This is a genomic window from Mycobacterium sp. URHB0021 (genome assembly GCF_054057895.1).
In genome coordinates this window covers 2380157-2394581 of sequence record NZ_JBSRZT010000002.1, presented here as the reverse complement: position 1 = coordinate 2394581, position 14425 = coordinate 2380157, and the positions used below count along the sequence as shown (strand labels likewise).

The 14425-nt window shown below is 65.3% G+C and carries 15 protein-coding genes; 10 read left to right on the top strand and 5 right to left on the bottom strand.

Annotated features, from left to right (window positions below; translation table 11 throughout):
• Window positions 1-104 precede the first annotated feature (104 nt).
• Window positions 105-539, bottom strand: coding sequence for a VOC family protein (locus tag ACVWWN_RS14020; RefSeq protein ID WP_457144441.1), 435 nt, complete (start codon window positions 537-539; stop codon window positions 105-107).
• 71 nt (window positions 540-610) lie between these two features.
• Between ACVWWN_RS14020 and ACVWWN_RS14015 the strand changes: the two genes are divergently transcribed.
• The 3 genes from ACVWWN_RS14015 (at window position 611) to ACVWWN_RS14005 (ending at window position 2346) form a co-directional block, all read left to right on the top strand.
• Entirely contained in the window at window positions 611-1216 is a 606-nt protein-coding gene (locus ACVWWN_RS14015) for a class I SAM-dependent methyltransferase (RefSeq protein ID WP_457144440.1), read from the top strand.
• Window positions 1217-1321: 105 nt separating this feature from the next.
• Window positions 1322-1648, top strand: coding sequence for an ArsR/SmtB family transcription factor (locus tag ACVWWN_RS14010; protein ID WP_457144439.1), 327 nt, complete (start codon window positions 1322-1324; stop codon window positions 1646-1648).
• Complete coding sequence (locus ACVWWN_RS14005) at window positions 1648-2346, top strand: cation transporter (protein WP_457144438.1); 699 nt, start codon at window positions 1648-1650, stop codon at window positions 2344-2346. The genes ACVWWN_RS14010 and ACVWWN_RS14005 overlap by 1 nt, the downstream gene beginning before the upstream one ends.
• 330 nt (window positions 2347-2676) lie before the next feature.
• Here ACVWWN_RS14005 and ychF read toward each other — a convergent pair whose 3' ends face one another.
• Complete coding sequence (gene ychF / locus ACVWWN_RS14000; protein WP_457144437.1) at window positions 2677-3750, bottom strand: redox-regulated ATPase YchF; 1074 nt, start codon at window positions 3748-3750, stop codon at window positions 2677-2679.
• A gap of 83 nt (window positions 3751-3833) precedes the next feature.
• Between ychF and ACVWWN_RS13995 the strand changes: the two genes are divergently transcribed.
• A complete protein-coding gene (locus ACVWWN_RS13995; protein WP_457144436.1) occupies window positions 3834-4922 on the top strand; it encodes a DUF6542 domain-containing protein in 1089 nt (362 codons plus the stop codon).
• Between the two features lie 16 nt (window positions 4923-4938).
• Here the strand turns inward: ACVWWN_RS13995 and ACVWWN_RS13990 are convergent, their stop codons facing one another.
• Both ACVWWN_RS13990 and ACVWWN_RS13985 read right to left on the bottom strand, forming a co-directional pair.
• Window positions 4939-6708, bottom strand: coding sequence for a penicillin-binding transpeptidase domain-containing protein (locus ACVWWN_RS13990; protein ID WP_457144435.1), 1770 nt, complete (start codon window positions 6706-6708; stop codon window positions 4939-4941).
• Window positions 6709-6757: 49 nt separating this feature from the next.
• Window positions 6758-7759, bottom strand: a complete 1002-nt coding sequence (locus ACVWWN_RS13985; protein WP_457144434.1) for a 4-hydroxy-3-methylbut-2-enyl diphosphate reductase — start codon at window positions 7757-7759, stop codon at window positions 6758-6760.
• Window positions 7760-7813: 54 nt separating this feature from the next.
• Between ACVWWN_RS13985 and ACVWWN_RS13980 the strand changes: the two genes are divergently transcribed.
• From ACVWWN_RS13980 to ACVWWN_RS13965, 4 genes are all read left to right on the top strand, one after another.
• The gene (locus ACVWWN_RS13980) at window positions 7814-8368 is read left to right on the top strand and encodes a lipid droplet-associated protein (RefSeq protein WP_457144433.1); all 555 of its coding nucleotides are present in this window, start codon (window positions 7814-7816) and stop codon (window positions 8366-8368) included.
• 17 nt (window positions 8369-8385) lie between these two features.
• Window positions 8386-9633, top strand: coding sequence for an exodeoxyribonuclease VII large subunit (gene xseA, locus ACVWWN_RS13975; RefSeq protein ID WP_457149125.1), 1248 nt, complete (start codon window positions 8386-8388; stop codon window positions 9631-9633).
• Window positions 9630-9842 (top strand): exodeoxyribonuclease VII small subunit, encoded by a 213-nt coding sequence (locus tag ACVWWN_RS13970; protein WP_457144432.1) that lies wholly within the window; start codon window positions 9630-9632, stop codon window positions 9840-9842. The genes xseA and ACVWWN_RS13970 overlap by 4 nt, the downstream gene beginning before the upstream one ends.
• A gap of 89 nt (window positions 9843-9931) precedes the next feature.
• Window positions 9932-10933 (top strand): 3-beta-hydroxysteroid dehydrogenase, encoded by a 1002-nt coding sequence (locus ACVWWN_RS13965; protein ID WP_457144431.1) that lies wholly within the window; start codon window positions 9932-9934, stop codon window positions 10931-10933.
• On the opposite strand, the gene ACVWWN_RS13960 is transcribed toward ACVWWN_RS13965, so the two are convergent.
• Window positions 10876-11211, bottom strand: a complete 336-nt coding sequence (locus ACVWWN_RS13960; protein ID WP_457149124.1) for a dsRBD fold-containing protein — start codon at window positions 11209-11211, stop codon at window positions 10876-10878. The two genes, ACVWWN_RS13965 and ACVWWN_RS13960, sit on opposite strands and share 58 nt — an antisense overlap.
• Before the next feature lie 115 nt (window positions 11212-11326).
• On the opposite strand from ACVWWN_RS13960, the gene ACVWWN_RS13955 reads away from it, so the two are divergent.
• The gene (locus tag ACVWWN_RS13955; RefSeq protein WP_457144430.1) at window positions 11327-12877 is read left to right on the top strand and encodes an arylsulfatase; all 1551 of its coding nucleotides are present in this window, start codon (window positions 11327-11329) and stop codon (window positions 12875-12877) included.
• A 1-nt stretch (window position 12878) separates the two neighbouring features.
• On the top strand, window positions 12879-14423 hold the full coding sequence (locus ACVWWN_RS13950; RefSeq protein ID WP_457144429.1) for an arylsulfatase: 1545 nt from the start codon (window positions 12879-12881) through the stop codon (window positions 14421-14423).
• Window positions 14424-14425 lie beyond the last annotated feature (2 nt).

The following is a 14425-nucleotide window of genomic DNA, read 5'->3' as shown; positions in this document are numbered from 1 at the left end:
AAGCAAAAGGTTTGCGGGGCGGTCAGTTCCACATCGAGGGAACGTGAGGGGCGTCACAGGCGCACCCGGAGAGGGGTCGAAATCTCGTCGCGTTCCGACGTCTGTCAGTCGAGGCAGAACTCGTTGCCTTCGATGTCCTGCATCACGATGCAGGACTCTTCTCCGTCGTCGGCAGATAACAGTCGTATGCGGGCGGCACCGAGTGTGACGAGCCGGGCACACTCAGCCTCGAGTGCAGCGAGGCGATCCGCGCCCACCAGCCCGGTACCGACCCTGACGTCGAGATGCACCCGATTCTTGACGACCTTGCCTTCGGGAACCCGTTGGAAGAACAGCCGCGGCCCCACACCTGTGGGATCAACGCAGGCGAACGCGGCACCCTGCTTTTCGGCGGGTAGTGCGCGGTCGAACTGGTTCCAATCCGCGAATCCCTCGGGCGGAGGGGGCACGACGTAGCCGAGCGTTTCACACCAGAAGCGAGCAACCCGCTCGGGCGCCGCGCAGTCGAAGGTGACCTGGAACTGTCGGACCCCAGCCATTTCCCCACAATAGTGCCGCGAGGCGCGCGTCGACGCCCATGAGCGGCCAGCGCCCTCCTAGGCTCTGCGCGATGACCGAAGCCGCGATCAGACGCCGCTACACCGAGATTGCTGACATCTACATCCGGATGTTCGGTGCCGTAGAACATGTCGATCCTGAAGACCTGGGATTTCTCGAGCGTAATCTCGGCGAGTGCGAGGGCACGGTCCTCGATGCCGGTTGCGGGCCTGGCCACCTCACCGCCTATTTGACGAATCTGGGTCTGGCTGCGACGGGTATCGACCTGGTGCCGGAATTCATCGACAGCGCCCGCGCGATCTGGCCCGAGGTCGACTTCGCGGTCGGCTCGATGCACAAGCTCGATATTCCCGACCGCTCACTGAGCGGAATCCTCGCTTGGTACTCGTTGATTCACTGCGAGCCGGCCGCCGGACTTGCAGCGGTTCTCACCGAATTCCATCGGACGATGTCCCGCGGCGGAACGCTTGTCGTCGGCTTCTTCGAAGGCGGCGAAGTCGCACCGTTCGACCACAAAGTGACAACCGCCTATCGCTGGCCCGCCGACGAAATGTCGCGGATGCTGTCGATGGCCGGGTTCGTCGAGGTCGACCGTCTGCGACGACCTGGGACGGATCGGATCCGGCCCCACGCCGCCCTTGCCGCGTGTGCGAAATAGTCTTCCGACAGGCTGCTCGCTAGACGCTGAATGGAACGCCACGCCGACTCCGGCGGAAATCAGTTCACGCTTCTCTGAATACAGAAGCTGATGTACTTTCGGTGGATGGAAACGGTGATGCATCGGGACGCCCTTGCCCGCTTCGGTTACGCCTTGTCCGATGCCACTCGTGCGCTGATTTTGCTGAGCCTTCGGGACGGCGGGCGGTATCCGTCCGATCTGGCTGACGAGATGGGCGTGTCTCGACAGATCGTGTCCAACCATTTGGCGTGTCTGCGGGGTTGCGGGCTGGTGGTTGCAGTGCCTGAGGGACGGCGGATCAGATACGAGCTTTCCGATTTGCGTATCGCTCATGCGCTTAACGACCTCCTCGGTCTGGTGCTCGCCGTCGATCCGGCGTGCTGCCCATCGAGCGATGAGGGCGGCTACTGATGGCCCATGACTTGAACGTTCCTTCGGCACAGCCTCGCGTATCGGATCAGCGTCGCTGGGTGTTATCGAGACGTATTCGCCTGTTGGTCGCCGCGACCATCACTTACAACGTGATCGAAGCCGTGATCGCGTTGACGGAGGGAGCGCGGGTTTCCTCTACGGCACTGATTGGGTTCGGGCTGGATTCCGTCATCGAAGTATCCTCGGCGGCCGCGGTGGCCTGGCAATTCGCCGGACGGGACCCAGAGGCGCGGGAGAAGATCGCGCTGCGAATCATCGCCTTCTCGTTCTTCGGACTGGCCGTCTACGTCACCGTGGATTCCGTCCGATCCCTGTTGGGTATCGATGCAGCCCAACACTCCACAATCGGCATTGCCTTGGCGGCGACAAGCTTGGCCATCATGCCGGTGTTGTCGTGGGCGCAACGCCGCGCCGGCCGTGAGCTCGGATCGTTGTCGGCGGTCGCTGACTCCAAGCAGACCCTGCTCTGTACATACCTGTCGGCGGTGCTGCTTGCGGGGTTACTCCTCAATAGTCTGTTCGGCTGGTCGTGGGCCGACCCACTGGCCGCACTCGCAATCGCGGTGATCGCCGTCCGGGAAGGCATCAACGCCTGGAAGGGCGATACCTGCTGTGCCACGCCGGTAACCACGAAAACCGGGAAGGACCACAACTGTGACTGCTGCGATGACGGCTGATGACTGGAAGGAGCTTTGATGGCCCGCATCAGCACCCGGTAAAAGTGGCACGGCTCACGCGGAGTGCGGTTGCGATGGTGCTCGCCGACCCTCCGCTGGCATGCATCCGCAGCGCCAACGCACCTTTGGACTTGTCTAGCGCCTTTGGGGTTCGATGTGTTGTCCGCGTGCCTTTCGGGCTTTGGGTGCCGCCGTCCGACGCTCGGCCACTCGAACGCGTCGGTCACTCTCAGAACCTACGGCCCACTTGTCCGACGCGGACGACGTTGTACGCGCTCTGCACTGCCTACCGGATGCATACCCGACGACGCCAAAAAGGCTTCTGCACATCTAGACGTTGAAACGGAACTCGACAACGTCGCCGTCGGCCATCACGTACTCCTTGCCTTCCATCCGCACCTTGCCCGCTGCCTTCGCGGCGGCCATCGAGCCGGCGGTGATCAGGTCGTCGTACGACACGATTTCAGCCTTGATGAAGCCCTTCTCGAAGTCGGTGTGGATGACGCCCGCCGCCTTCGGCGCGGTATCACCCTGGTGAATCGTCCACGCACGTGACTCTTTTGGGCCGGCGGTCAGGAAAGTCTGCAACCGCAACGTGTGAAAACCGGCCCGGGCCAGGGCGTCCAGCCCGCGTTCGCTCTGACCGATCGACTCCAGCAGTTCGGCCGCCGACTCATCGTCGAGCTCTTGCAGCTCCGCCTCGATCTTGGCATCGAGGAACACCGCGTCCGCCGGTGCCACCAACTCCCGCAGCGACGTCGTCCTCGCATCGTCGGTCAACACCGCCTCGTCGGCATTGAACACATAGAGGAACGGCTTGGTGGTCAGCAGATTCAGCTCACGCAACAGCGACGCGTCCACGCCTGCAGCGAACAGCGTCGTGCCCGAATCGAGCGTCTCCTGGGCCGCCACCGCGGCGTCGTAAACCGCCCGACGGTCTTTGTGGGTGCGAGCCTCCTTCTCCAGCCGCGGCAACGCCCGCTCGAGCGTCTGCATGTCGGCGAGGATCAGCTCGGTCTCGATCACCTCGATGTCGGACTTGGGATCGATGCGGCCGTCGACGTGGGTGACGTCTTCGTCGGTGAACACCCGCACCACCTGACAGATGGCGTCGCTCTCGCGGATGTTGGCGAGGAATTTGTTGCCGAGTCCCGCGCCTTCGGAGGCACCCTTGACGATGCCCGCGATGTCGACGAATGTCACCGGCGCGGGCACGATCTTGTCCGACTCGAACATCTTCGCCAGCTCGGCCAACCGTGGGTCCGGCAGCGCCACCACACCCTCGTTCGGCTCGATCGTCGCGAACGGATAGTTGGCTGCCAGCACGTTGTTGCGCGTCAGCGCATTGAACAATGTCGACTTGCCGACATTCGGCAGTCCGACGATTCCCAGGTTGAGGCCCACAGGCACCAGAGTCTAGGAGACAGTGACGGGCACGCCGAACCGAGCTGAAGGTCACTTTTGGGTTAAGCCGGTACGGTCAACCTGTGTCAGCACAGCGCACGCGGTCAGCGGTGACAGCCGACCACCGCTCCGCGCATCCCAATTTCCCAGGTGTTCCCTGGTGGGGTGCGCTGTTGTTCGCAGTGACGCTGACGGCCGTGGGCTTCGCGTTCGACGCCGGTTCAGGCGACAAAGAACTGTCTATGGTGTTCGCCGCCTGCTACGCGCTGGGCTGTGTCGCCGCGGTTCTCGCGGTGCGCCAGTCCTCGATCTTCACCGCTGTCATCCAACCGCCGCTGATCCTGTTCGTCGCCGTGCCGACCGCGTACTTCCTGTTCCACGGCGCGCACATCACCGGCATCAAGGACACGCTCATCAACTTCGGTTATCCGCTCATCGAGCGGTTCCCGCTGATGTTCTTCACGTCGGCCGCAGTGCTGATCATCGGCATGCTCCGCTGGTACTTCGGGATGTGGACGCGGCGCGCAGTGCCTTCGGACACCGCGGACGACGCGGCGGGCAACGGCAACAACCTGGTGTCGTCGGTCACCTCCAAGGTGTCGTCCTTGTTGGGCGGCAACGACGAAAGCGACGCCGACGACGACGCCGATGACGCCAGGCGGCCCCGCCGGCGCCGACATTCCATCGACCGCCCCGTCCGACCCAACAAGGCCGTCGCGGAGGAAACTCCCAGGAGCGGCAGGCCACGGCGCGTCGCTGCGCCGCGGTCACGGCATGCGCGGCCACCCGAGACCGAGATCATCGAACCGATCGTCGAGCGCCCGCGTCGCCCCCGCCGCCAGACCGAGCCGCCGCCGACGCCGCCCGGAGAACCGCGTCGCAGGCCGCGCACCTCGTCCACGCGCGAGCCGCGCAGTTCGTCGGCACGCGAACCGCGTAAGGGGAGCCCGCCGAGCGACCGCCGAACCCCCTACGAGCGCCCCGAGCGCCGTCGCCGCTATGACGACTACGAACCGAGGGAACCGCACACCTCCAACGGCAACGGGACCCATCACCCGATCTCGCGCGTGCGCTACCGCGGAGAGGGTGAAAGCGACAACCGCGCGGAATACCGGGTCCGGCGGCGGACCTCGCGCGACGCGGAAGCCGAAGGCTGGGAGTACGACATCTGACTCGCAGTGGCGAGTGTCACATCGGCGCGCGCAAGAATCGTCCCGCCGCATCCACCGCCGGACCGGAAGTGCCTGCGTCGCTGACGAACACGGCGATCGCGAGGTCGCCGTCGATGCCGACGAACCAGCCGTGTGCGTGTTGATCGTCGATGTATTCGGCGGTACCCGTCTTGCCCAGCATGTCGGGGATGTCCTGCAGTTGGGTCGCGGTGCCGCCGGTGATGGTCTCCCTCATCATCGATTTGACCTGATCGGCGACGCTCGACGGAAGCGGCTCGGGAGCGCGGTCCGGCTTGCCGGGCTGACCGGCGACGATCGCCGGCGCGGGTACCGAGCCGTGGGCCAGCGCAGCGGCCACCAGCGCCATGCCGAACGGAGACGCCGTCACCTGGCCCTGACCGATGCCCTCCTCGACACGCAGTGCAGCGGTGTCGGCGACGGGCACCTTGCCGGTGACGGTGGTCATGCCGGGCGCGGTGTAGTCGATCCCCAGCCCGAGTTGCGCGGCCGCCTTCGCCAGGCCGTCGGGCGGCAGATTCACCGCCAGGCGACCCATCGTGGTGTTGCACGACCGTGCGAACGCCGTGTGCAGCGGCACGTCGCCGAGGTCGAAATTGTCGTCGTTCGGGATCTGCCTGCCCTCGATGTTTTCGGTTCTCGGGCACCCGAGCACGGTGTCGGGCGTGACCTGGCCGGCCTGCAGCGCAGCCGAGACGGTCACGGTTTTGAAGGTCGATCCGGGCGGATAGAGACCCGTCAGGGCGATGGGCCCCTGGGCGTCGGCGGGCGCGTTCTGGGCGACCGCGAGCAGGTTGCCGGTCGACGGTTGGATGACGACCATCGCCGCGGGCGTGGGCAGCGGCGCCAGCGCGGCTTCGGCGTTGTGCAGCATGCCGCTGTCGAGCGTGCTCGAGATGTCGGGCACCGGTTTGGCCGGCTGGCCGCCGACCTGCTTCGCGCCGCCGGCCGCCTGAGCGTTCACCGCCCATCCGGTCGCGTCGTCGGTGGCGTGCTGCCAGAGGTCGGACAGACCGGACAGCGTCGGTGCCGACAACGCCTTGTCGGAGGTGAGCAGCCGCGTCTGTGGTGCGAGCGTGACGTTCGGCAATGCCGACAGCGGCTCCTGGATCGGCGCAAGGTCGTCGGCGCGCAGGGTGATCGCGGTGACCGGCTGGCCGTTCGCGCCGTCAAGCTGCGTTTGCAGTGATTGCGCAGTGATGCTCCCGTCGAGCGGGTTCACCAGTCCTGCAACGGCATTCAGGTCGGCCCCCGGTGACACATTGACCAGCGTCACAACCTGATTGGTCAACAATTCCGCGCCCGTGCGGTCCAGGATTCGGGCCGACGGATCAGGCGCCACCGTCCTGTATGACAGCGGTCCGGCGTCCAGGCCCGGCGCAATGGTCGTCGGGCTCCACGCGATCTTCCAGTCGTCGCCGGACGCGGCCGCGCTGCCGGTGGTGCTGTAGGTCCACTGATTTCGGTCGTTCGGGCCGAGCTTCCACGTGGCGGTGAGGCTGAAGGTGCCCTCGGCGTCCTGGTGGTCGACGTTGGCCACGTCGAAGTGCACGTCCTTGCCGAGGCTGTCGAAAAGCTTGCCGAGAGTGTCCGACGCCGCGGTGGGATCACTGGTGACGGCCGCGGCCGCCGAAACGTCGCCGCGGCTCAGCGCGTCGGCGAACGTGTGCACGGTGCCGTTCAGCCGGTCCGCCGCGTCGTCGCCACAGCCGGCAGTCGCCAGCACGGACACGACGAACAGTCCAAACAGCTTCCTGCGTAAGCGCACTCGGTTGACAGTACCCAGCACACCGAACGCCGGATCGCGACGCGCGGGCCTAGGTGCGAGCCGGGCGGATCTCCCGGGGCAGGGCGAATACCAGGGTCTCGTTGGCGGTGGTGACCGGCTGCACCACGTCATAGCCGTACTCCGCCAAGCGCTCGAGCACACCGCGCACCAGGATTTCGGGGACGGACGCGCCGGAGGTGACGCCGACCGTCGTCACCCCCGAGAGCCAGGCAGGGTCGATGTCGTCGGCGTAATCCACCAGGTGGGAGGTCATCGATCCGGCACCGAGCGCGACCTCCACCAACCGCACCGAGTTCGACGAGTTGCGTGAGCCGACCACGATCACGAGCTGACACTCCGGCGCCATCGCCTTGACCGCGACCTGACGGTTCTGGGTGGCGTAGCAGATGTCGTCGCTGGGCGGATCCTGCAGCGTCGGGAAGCGCTCCCGAAGCCGCCGCACCGTCTCCATCGTCTCGTCGACGCTCAGCGTGGTCTGGGACAGCCAGATCACCTTGTTCTCGTCGCGGACCGTGACGTTGTCGACCGCGTCAGGCCCGTCTACCAGCTGCACGTGATCGGGCGCCTCCCCTGCAGTGCCGATGACCTCTTCGTGGCCTTCGTGGCCGATCAACAGGATGTCGTAGTCGTCCCGGGCGAACCGCTTGGCTTCGTTGTGCACCTTGGTCACCAGCGGACACGTCGCGTCGATCACCTTGAGGTCGCGTTCCTGGGCGTTCACGTGCACGGTCGGGGCCACGCCGTGGGCGGAGAACACGACGATCGAACCCTCCGGCACCTCGTCGGTCTCGTCGACGAAGATCGCGCCCGCCTTGGCCAGCGTCTCCACGACGTGCACGTTGTGCACGATCTCGTGCCGGACGTACACCGGCGCGCCGTGTTTCTCCAGTGCGCGTTCCACGGTTTCGACGGCTCGGTCCACCCCGGCGCAGTACCCGCGAGGCTCGGCCAGCAGTACGCGCTTGCCGGCAACGCCACCAGTGACCGAGCTCGTGGCGCCCGGAATCCCCATGTTGACAGTCGGTGGCATGGCTCCCAGGGTACTGACCCGCGACCTCAGGAGGCCAGCCGTAGGCTGTGGGCCATGGCAACTGCACCATATGGGGTCCGTCTGCTGGTAGGTGCGGCGGTGACCGCCCTGGAGGAAACCCGGAAACTCCCGCAGACCATCCTGATGTATCCGATGACCATTGCGAGCCAGATCGCGCACCTGGTGATGAAGATGCAGCAAGACGTGGCCGACCTCGTCAACAAGGGTGACGAAACACTCGAGGCGATCTTCCCACCCAAGGACGAGCAGCCCGAATGGGCGACCTTCGACGAGGACCTCGAGGACGAGCCGTCCCGGCCCATCGATGGTGAACGCCTCACCGAGGGCCGCTTCGCGCTGTTCACCGGCGGTGAACCCGAGACGCCGGACCCAGCGCCCGACGCGCAGGAGCCACGGCGCGCCGGCACGCCCGAAATCGTGGCCGACCTCGACTACGAGTCGCTGACGCTGGCCCAACTGAGGGCCCGCCTGTCGACGCTGCGGGTCCCCGACCTGGAGGCCCTGCTGGACTACGAAGCCGCCACCAAGGCCCGCGCCCCGTTCCAGACCCTGCTCGCCAACAGGATCACCCGCGCGACTGCCAAGTGACCGAGCGGGTCGCCGCAGTGCCGAGCACCCCGCAGGGACAGTCGGCGGACAATCCGTACCCGGTCCGCACGGTCGCGATGTTGGTCAAGGGCTGGATCGACAAACTCGGCACTGTATGGGTCGAGGGTCAGATCGCCCAGATGAACGTCCGCCCGAATTCATCCACCGCCTACATCACCCTGCGTGACCCGGCGGCGGACATGTCGCTACAGATCACCTGCCCGCGGGAGCTGGTGCACAACGCGCCGGTGAAGCTCACCGAGGGCACGCAGGTGATCATGCTGGGCAGGCCGAACTTCTTCGTCGGTCGCGGGACGTTCTCGTTGCGGGTCAACCAGATTCGTGCGGTCGGCATCGGGGAGCTGCTGGCCCGCATCGACCGTCTCCGCCGGCTTCTTGACGCCGAGGGTCTCTTCGATCCCCGTCTCAAGCGGCCTATTCCGTTCCTGCCTGACTCCGTCGGCCTCATCACGGGTCGCGCGTCGCACGCCGAGCGCGACGTCGTCACGGTCGCGGAGACACGTTGGCCGGCGGTGCGGTTTGTGGTCCGCAACACCGTGGTTCAGGGTCCTAACGCGGTGCCGCAGATCGTCGAGGCGCTGCGCGAACTGGACGGCGACCCGGCTGTCGACGTGATCGTGATCGCCCGCGGCGGTGGCAGCGTCGAGGATCTGCTGCCGTTCTCCGACGAGACGCTGTGCCGCGCGATCGCCGCATGTACGACCCCGGTGGTCAGCGCCGTCGGCCACGAACCCGACAACCCGCTGTGCGACCTCGTGGCCGACCTGCGCGCGGCCACCCCGACCGACGCCGCCAAGCGGATCGTCCCGGACACCGCCGCCGAGCAGGCACTCATCGCAGATCTGCGGGGTCGCAGTGCCCGGGCCCTGCGCAACTGGGTGAATCGCGAACAGAACGCCCTATCGGCGCTGCGCAGCCGGCCCGTGCTGGCCCAGCCGCTGACGGCGCTCGCCGCCCGCGCCGACGAGGTTCACCGCGCCCGGTCCGCCGCCCGGCGCGACATCACCCGGCTGCTGGCCGCCGAGAACGAGCGCATCGGCCACCTGTCGGCGCGGCTGACGACGCTGGGCCCGGCGGCGACCCTGGCCCGCGGTTACGCGGTGGTCCAGACGATGTCCGCGGGTGGGACCGCGGGGATTCTGCGAGCGACCGCGGACGCCCCCGACGGGACCCGCCTGCGGGTGCGGGTGGCCGACGGCGCGGTCACGGCGATCAGCGAAGGCCCCGAGGGAGGCACAACATGAAGCCCATTAGTGAGTTGGGGTACGAAGAAGCGCGGGACGAGCTGATCGAGGTCGTACAACAGCTGGAGCAGGGTGGCCTCGACCTGGACGCGTCCCTGAAGCTCTGGGAAAGAGGCGAAGAGCTGGCTAAACGATGCGACGAGCACTTAGCCGGCGCGCGCAGGCGAGTGGAGGATGCGCTGGCCTCCAGGGATGGCGGAGAAAGTTGAAATTGAAACGAGTTTCAGTTTGATGCCTCGAAACTGAAACACGTTTCATTTATGCTCGCCGCTTTGGTGACCCAACGCTGACCACTGAATTGGGAAAAGTTCTCGTCACCGGAGGCTCCGGCTTCGTCGGCGCCAACCTTGTGAGCGAACTCCTCGATCGTGGTCACCGGGTCCGGTCCTTCGACCGCGTTCCGTCCCCGCTTGCCGGGCATCCGCGGATGGAGGTTATCGACGGTGACATCTGCGACGCGGACACCGTGGCGGCCGCTGTCGACGGCGTCGACACCGTCATCCACACCGCGGCGATCATCGATCTGATGGGCGGGACGTCGGCCACCGAGGAATACCGGCAACGCAGTTTCGCGGTGAACGTGACCGGCACCCAGAACCTGGTGCACGCCTCGCAGGCGGCCGGCGTGAGGCGGTTCGTCTACACGGCGTCCAACAGTGTCGTGATGGGCGGCCTGCACATCTCCGGCGGCGACGAAACACTGCCCTACACCGAGCGATTCAATGATCTGTACACCGAAACCAAGGTGGCGGCCGAGCGGTTCGTGTTGTCCCAGAACCGTGTTGGTGAAATGCTCACGTGTTCCATCCGGCCCAGCGGCATCTGGGGCCGCGGCGATCAGACCATGTTCCGCAAGGTGTTCGAAAGCGTGCTCGCCGGCCACGTGAAGGTGCTCGTCGGCGGCAAGAACGTCAAGCTCGACAACTCGTATGTGCACAACCTGATTCACGGCTTCGTCCTTGCCGCCGAGCACCTGGTGCCGGGCGGGACGGCGCCCGGTCAGGCCTACTTCATCAACGACGGTGAGCCGATCAACATGTTGCCGGGGCGGCTGGTGCGGTTCGCGATGACGGTTTGGCAGTGGTTCCACTTCCGCTTCGGCCTGCCCAAGCCGATGCTGGAACCCCTTGCCGTGGAACGACTCTACCTCGACAACTACTTCTCCATCGCCAAGGCGCGACGCGACCTCGGTTACCGGCCGCTGTTCACCACCGAACAGGCGATGGCCGACTGCCTGCCCTACTACGTCGACCTCTTCGAGCAGATGAAGGCGGCCACCCCGCAGCCCGTGTCCGCATAACGGACATCCAGCCCGGCAGACCTTCGGGCCCGGCCGCAGAGGTCGTGCGGCACGCGTGTGGCCTCCTCGCCGATCACCGGGTGTCCACAGCCCGCGGGGTCACGGTGGGCGTCCCCGCGGGTGGTCAGTGTGTCGCCGCCATTGCGCTGCGCGTGCGCGGTCGCGTGCATGTGCGTTGCATCCTGGTCGAACTCGATATCGACGCACCAGTTGTTGCTGAAGTCCTTGTCATACTCGCCATCACCTGCTCCCTCAAGGGACCGCCCGTTTGTCCGGATGCGGGTGGGAGCGGTCGCGTAAATATCGGCTGAGAAACGGGGCGAACCGCTCCGAATCGGGTTGACGCGGCCTAGCGTTCGCCTCGGACACAGTCGGTGCGAGAGAGGTCATGCAATGCCTGACGGCAAACCCAACATCCTGGTCATCTGGGGCGACGACATCGGGATTTCCAACCTGAGCTGCTACAGCGACGGCCTGATGGGGTACCGCACACCCAACATCGACCGGATCGCCGACGAAGGGATGCGGTTCACCGACTCATACGGAGAGCAAAGCTGCACCGCCGGCCGCGCAGCGTTCATCAGTGGACAAAGCGTGTACCGCACGGGAATGAGCAAGGTCGGCGTGCCTGGTGCCGACGTCGGCTGGGCCGCGGAGGATCCGACCATCGCCGAGCTGCTCAAGCCGCTCGGATACGCGACCGGGCAGTTCGGCAAGAATCACTTCGGCGACAAGAACAAGCACCTGCCGACCGTGCACGGCTTCGACGAGTTCTTCGGCAACCTCTATCACCTCAATGCCGAAGAGGAACCCGAACAGTTCGACTACCCCCACGCCGACCAGTTCCCCAGGCTGCACGACTTCGCCCTGCCGCGCGGAGTGCTGAAGTGCAAGGCCACCGACGAGGTGTCGAAGGAACCCGACGACCCGAAGTTCGGCCCGGTCGGCAAGCAGGTCATCGAGGACACCGGGCCGCTGGACACCAAGCGCATGGAGACCATCGACGATGACACCACCGGGGCGTGCATCGATTACATCAAGCGTCAGCACGACGCCGGCACACCGTTCTTCGTGTGGATGAACACCACCCACATGCACCTCTACACCCACACCAAGCCGGAGAGCCGCGGCCAGGCGGGGCTGTGGCAGTCGGGCTACCACGACTCGATGATCGACCACGACCGCAACGTCGGGCAGCTGCTGGATTGCCTGGACGAACTCGGCATCGCCGACGACACCATCGTCGTCTACAGCACCGACAACGGACCGCACCGCAACAGCTGGCCGGATGCCGGCACCACCCCGTTCCGCAGCGAGAAGGACACCAACTGGGAAGGGGCATTCCGGGTTCCGGAGATGATCCGCTGGCCCGGAAAAATCGAGGCGGGCTCGGTGTCGAACGAGATCATCCAGCACCACGACTGGCTTCCGACGTTTCTGGCGGCGGCGGGTGAACCGGACATCATCGAGAAGCTGAAGAAGGGCCATAAGGCCGGGGCCGACGGCAAGACCGAGTACAAGGTTCACATCGACGGTTTCAACCTGCTGCCCTACCTGACCGGCGAGGTCGAGACGAGCCCCCGGCGCGGCTTCTTCTACTTCTCCGACGATGGCGACCTGGTCGCGATGCGGTTCGAGAACTGGAAGGCGGTGTTCATGGAGCAGCGCTGCCAGGGCACGCTGCGGATCTGGGCCGAGCCGTTCACCACACTCCGGGTGCCCCTGCTGTACAACCTGCGGACCGACCCCTACGAGTACGCGAACATCACGTCGAACACGTACTACGACTGGTTGCTGCACCACGACTACTTCATCTTCTACATGACCGCGATGGCAACCATGTTCCTGGAGACGTTCAAGGAGTTTCCGCCGCGGCACGAGCCGGCCAGCTTCAGCGTCGACCAGGCGGTTGAGAAGCTTCACAAATTCCTAGCGAAGGATTGAAATGCCCGACAAGAAACCGAATATCCTCGTCATCTGGGGCGACGACATCGGCATCTCGAACCTGAGTTGCTACAGCCGCGGGATGATGGGCTACTTCACGCCGAACATCGACCGGATCGCCGACGAGGGAATGCTTTTCACCGATTCCTACGGTGAGCAGAGTTGCACCGCGGGACGGTCGTCGTTCATCACCGGACAGAGCGTCTACCGCACCGGCATGAGCAAGGTCGGGATGCCCGGCATGGACATCGGGTTGCAGAAGGAGGACCCGACCATCGCCGAACTGCTCAAGCCGCTCGGCTACGCGACGGGACAGTTCGGCAAGAACCACCTCGGTGACCTCAACAAGTTCCTGCCCACCGCGCACGGCTTCGACGAGTTCTTCGGCAACCTCTATCACCTCAACGCCGAGGAGGAACCGGAGAATCCGGACTATCCCACAGAACAAGAAGCTCCTCTGCTTCGCAAGGCACTGCTACCGCGTGGAGTCATTCACTCCTGGGACACCGACGAGGACGCCGGCGAGGTCGACGACCGATACGGCCCGGTCGGTAAGCAGCGCATCGAGGACACCGGACCGCTGACCAAGAAGCGGATGGAGACCATCGACGACGAGACCACCGCCGCCTGTACCGATTTCATCAGACGCCAGCACGAGGCAGACACGCCGTTCTTCGTCTGGATGAACATGACGCACATGCATTTTCGCACCCACACGAAACCGGAGAGCGTCGGCCAGGCCGGCCGCTGGCAGTCGCCGTACCACGACACCATGATCGACCACGACCGCCACGTGGGCACGCTGCTGGACCTGGTCGACGAACTCGGGATCGCCGAGGACACCATCGTCATCTACTCCACCGACAACGGACCGCATGCCAACAGCTGGCCGGACGGAGCCACGACCCCGTTCCGCAGTGAGAAGGCCACCAACTGGGAAGGCGCCTTCCGGATACCGGAGATGATCCGCTGGCCAGGAAAGATCAAGCCGCGCTCTGTTTCCAACGAGATTGTGCAGCATCATGATTGGCTGCCGACATTCCTGGCCGCCGCCGGCGAGCCCGATATCGTCGAGAAACTGAAGGGTGGGCACACCGCCGGAGATATGAAGTACAAGGTTCACATCGATGGCTACAACCTGCTGCCGTACTTGACCGGTGAGGTGGAGAAGAGCCCACGACGAGGGATGATCTACTTCTCCGACGACTGCGACGTGCTGGGCATCCGCGCCGAGAACTGGAAGGTCGTGTTCCAGGAGCAGCGCTGCCAGGGCACCCTGCAGATCTGGTTCGAGCCGTTCACACCGCTGCGGGCGCCGAAGTTGTTCAATCTGCGGACCGATCCGTTCGAACGCGCGGACATCACGTCGAACACATACTGGGACTGGGTCATTGACCGCATCTTCCTGGTGCTCTACGGGTCGGCGATCGCGACACAGTTCCTTGAGACGTTCAAGGAGTTCCCGCCGCGCCAGGAGCCGGCGACGTTCACGATCGACCACGCGGTCGAGGAGCTGAACAAGTTCCTCTCCACCCGGGGTGGCTGAAG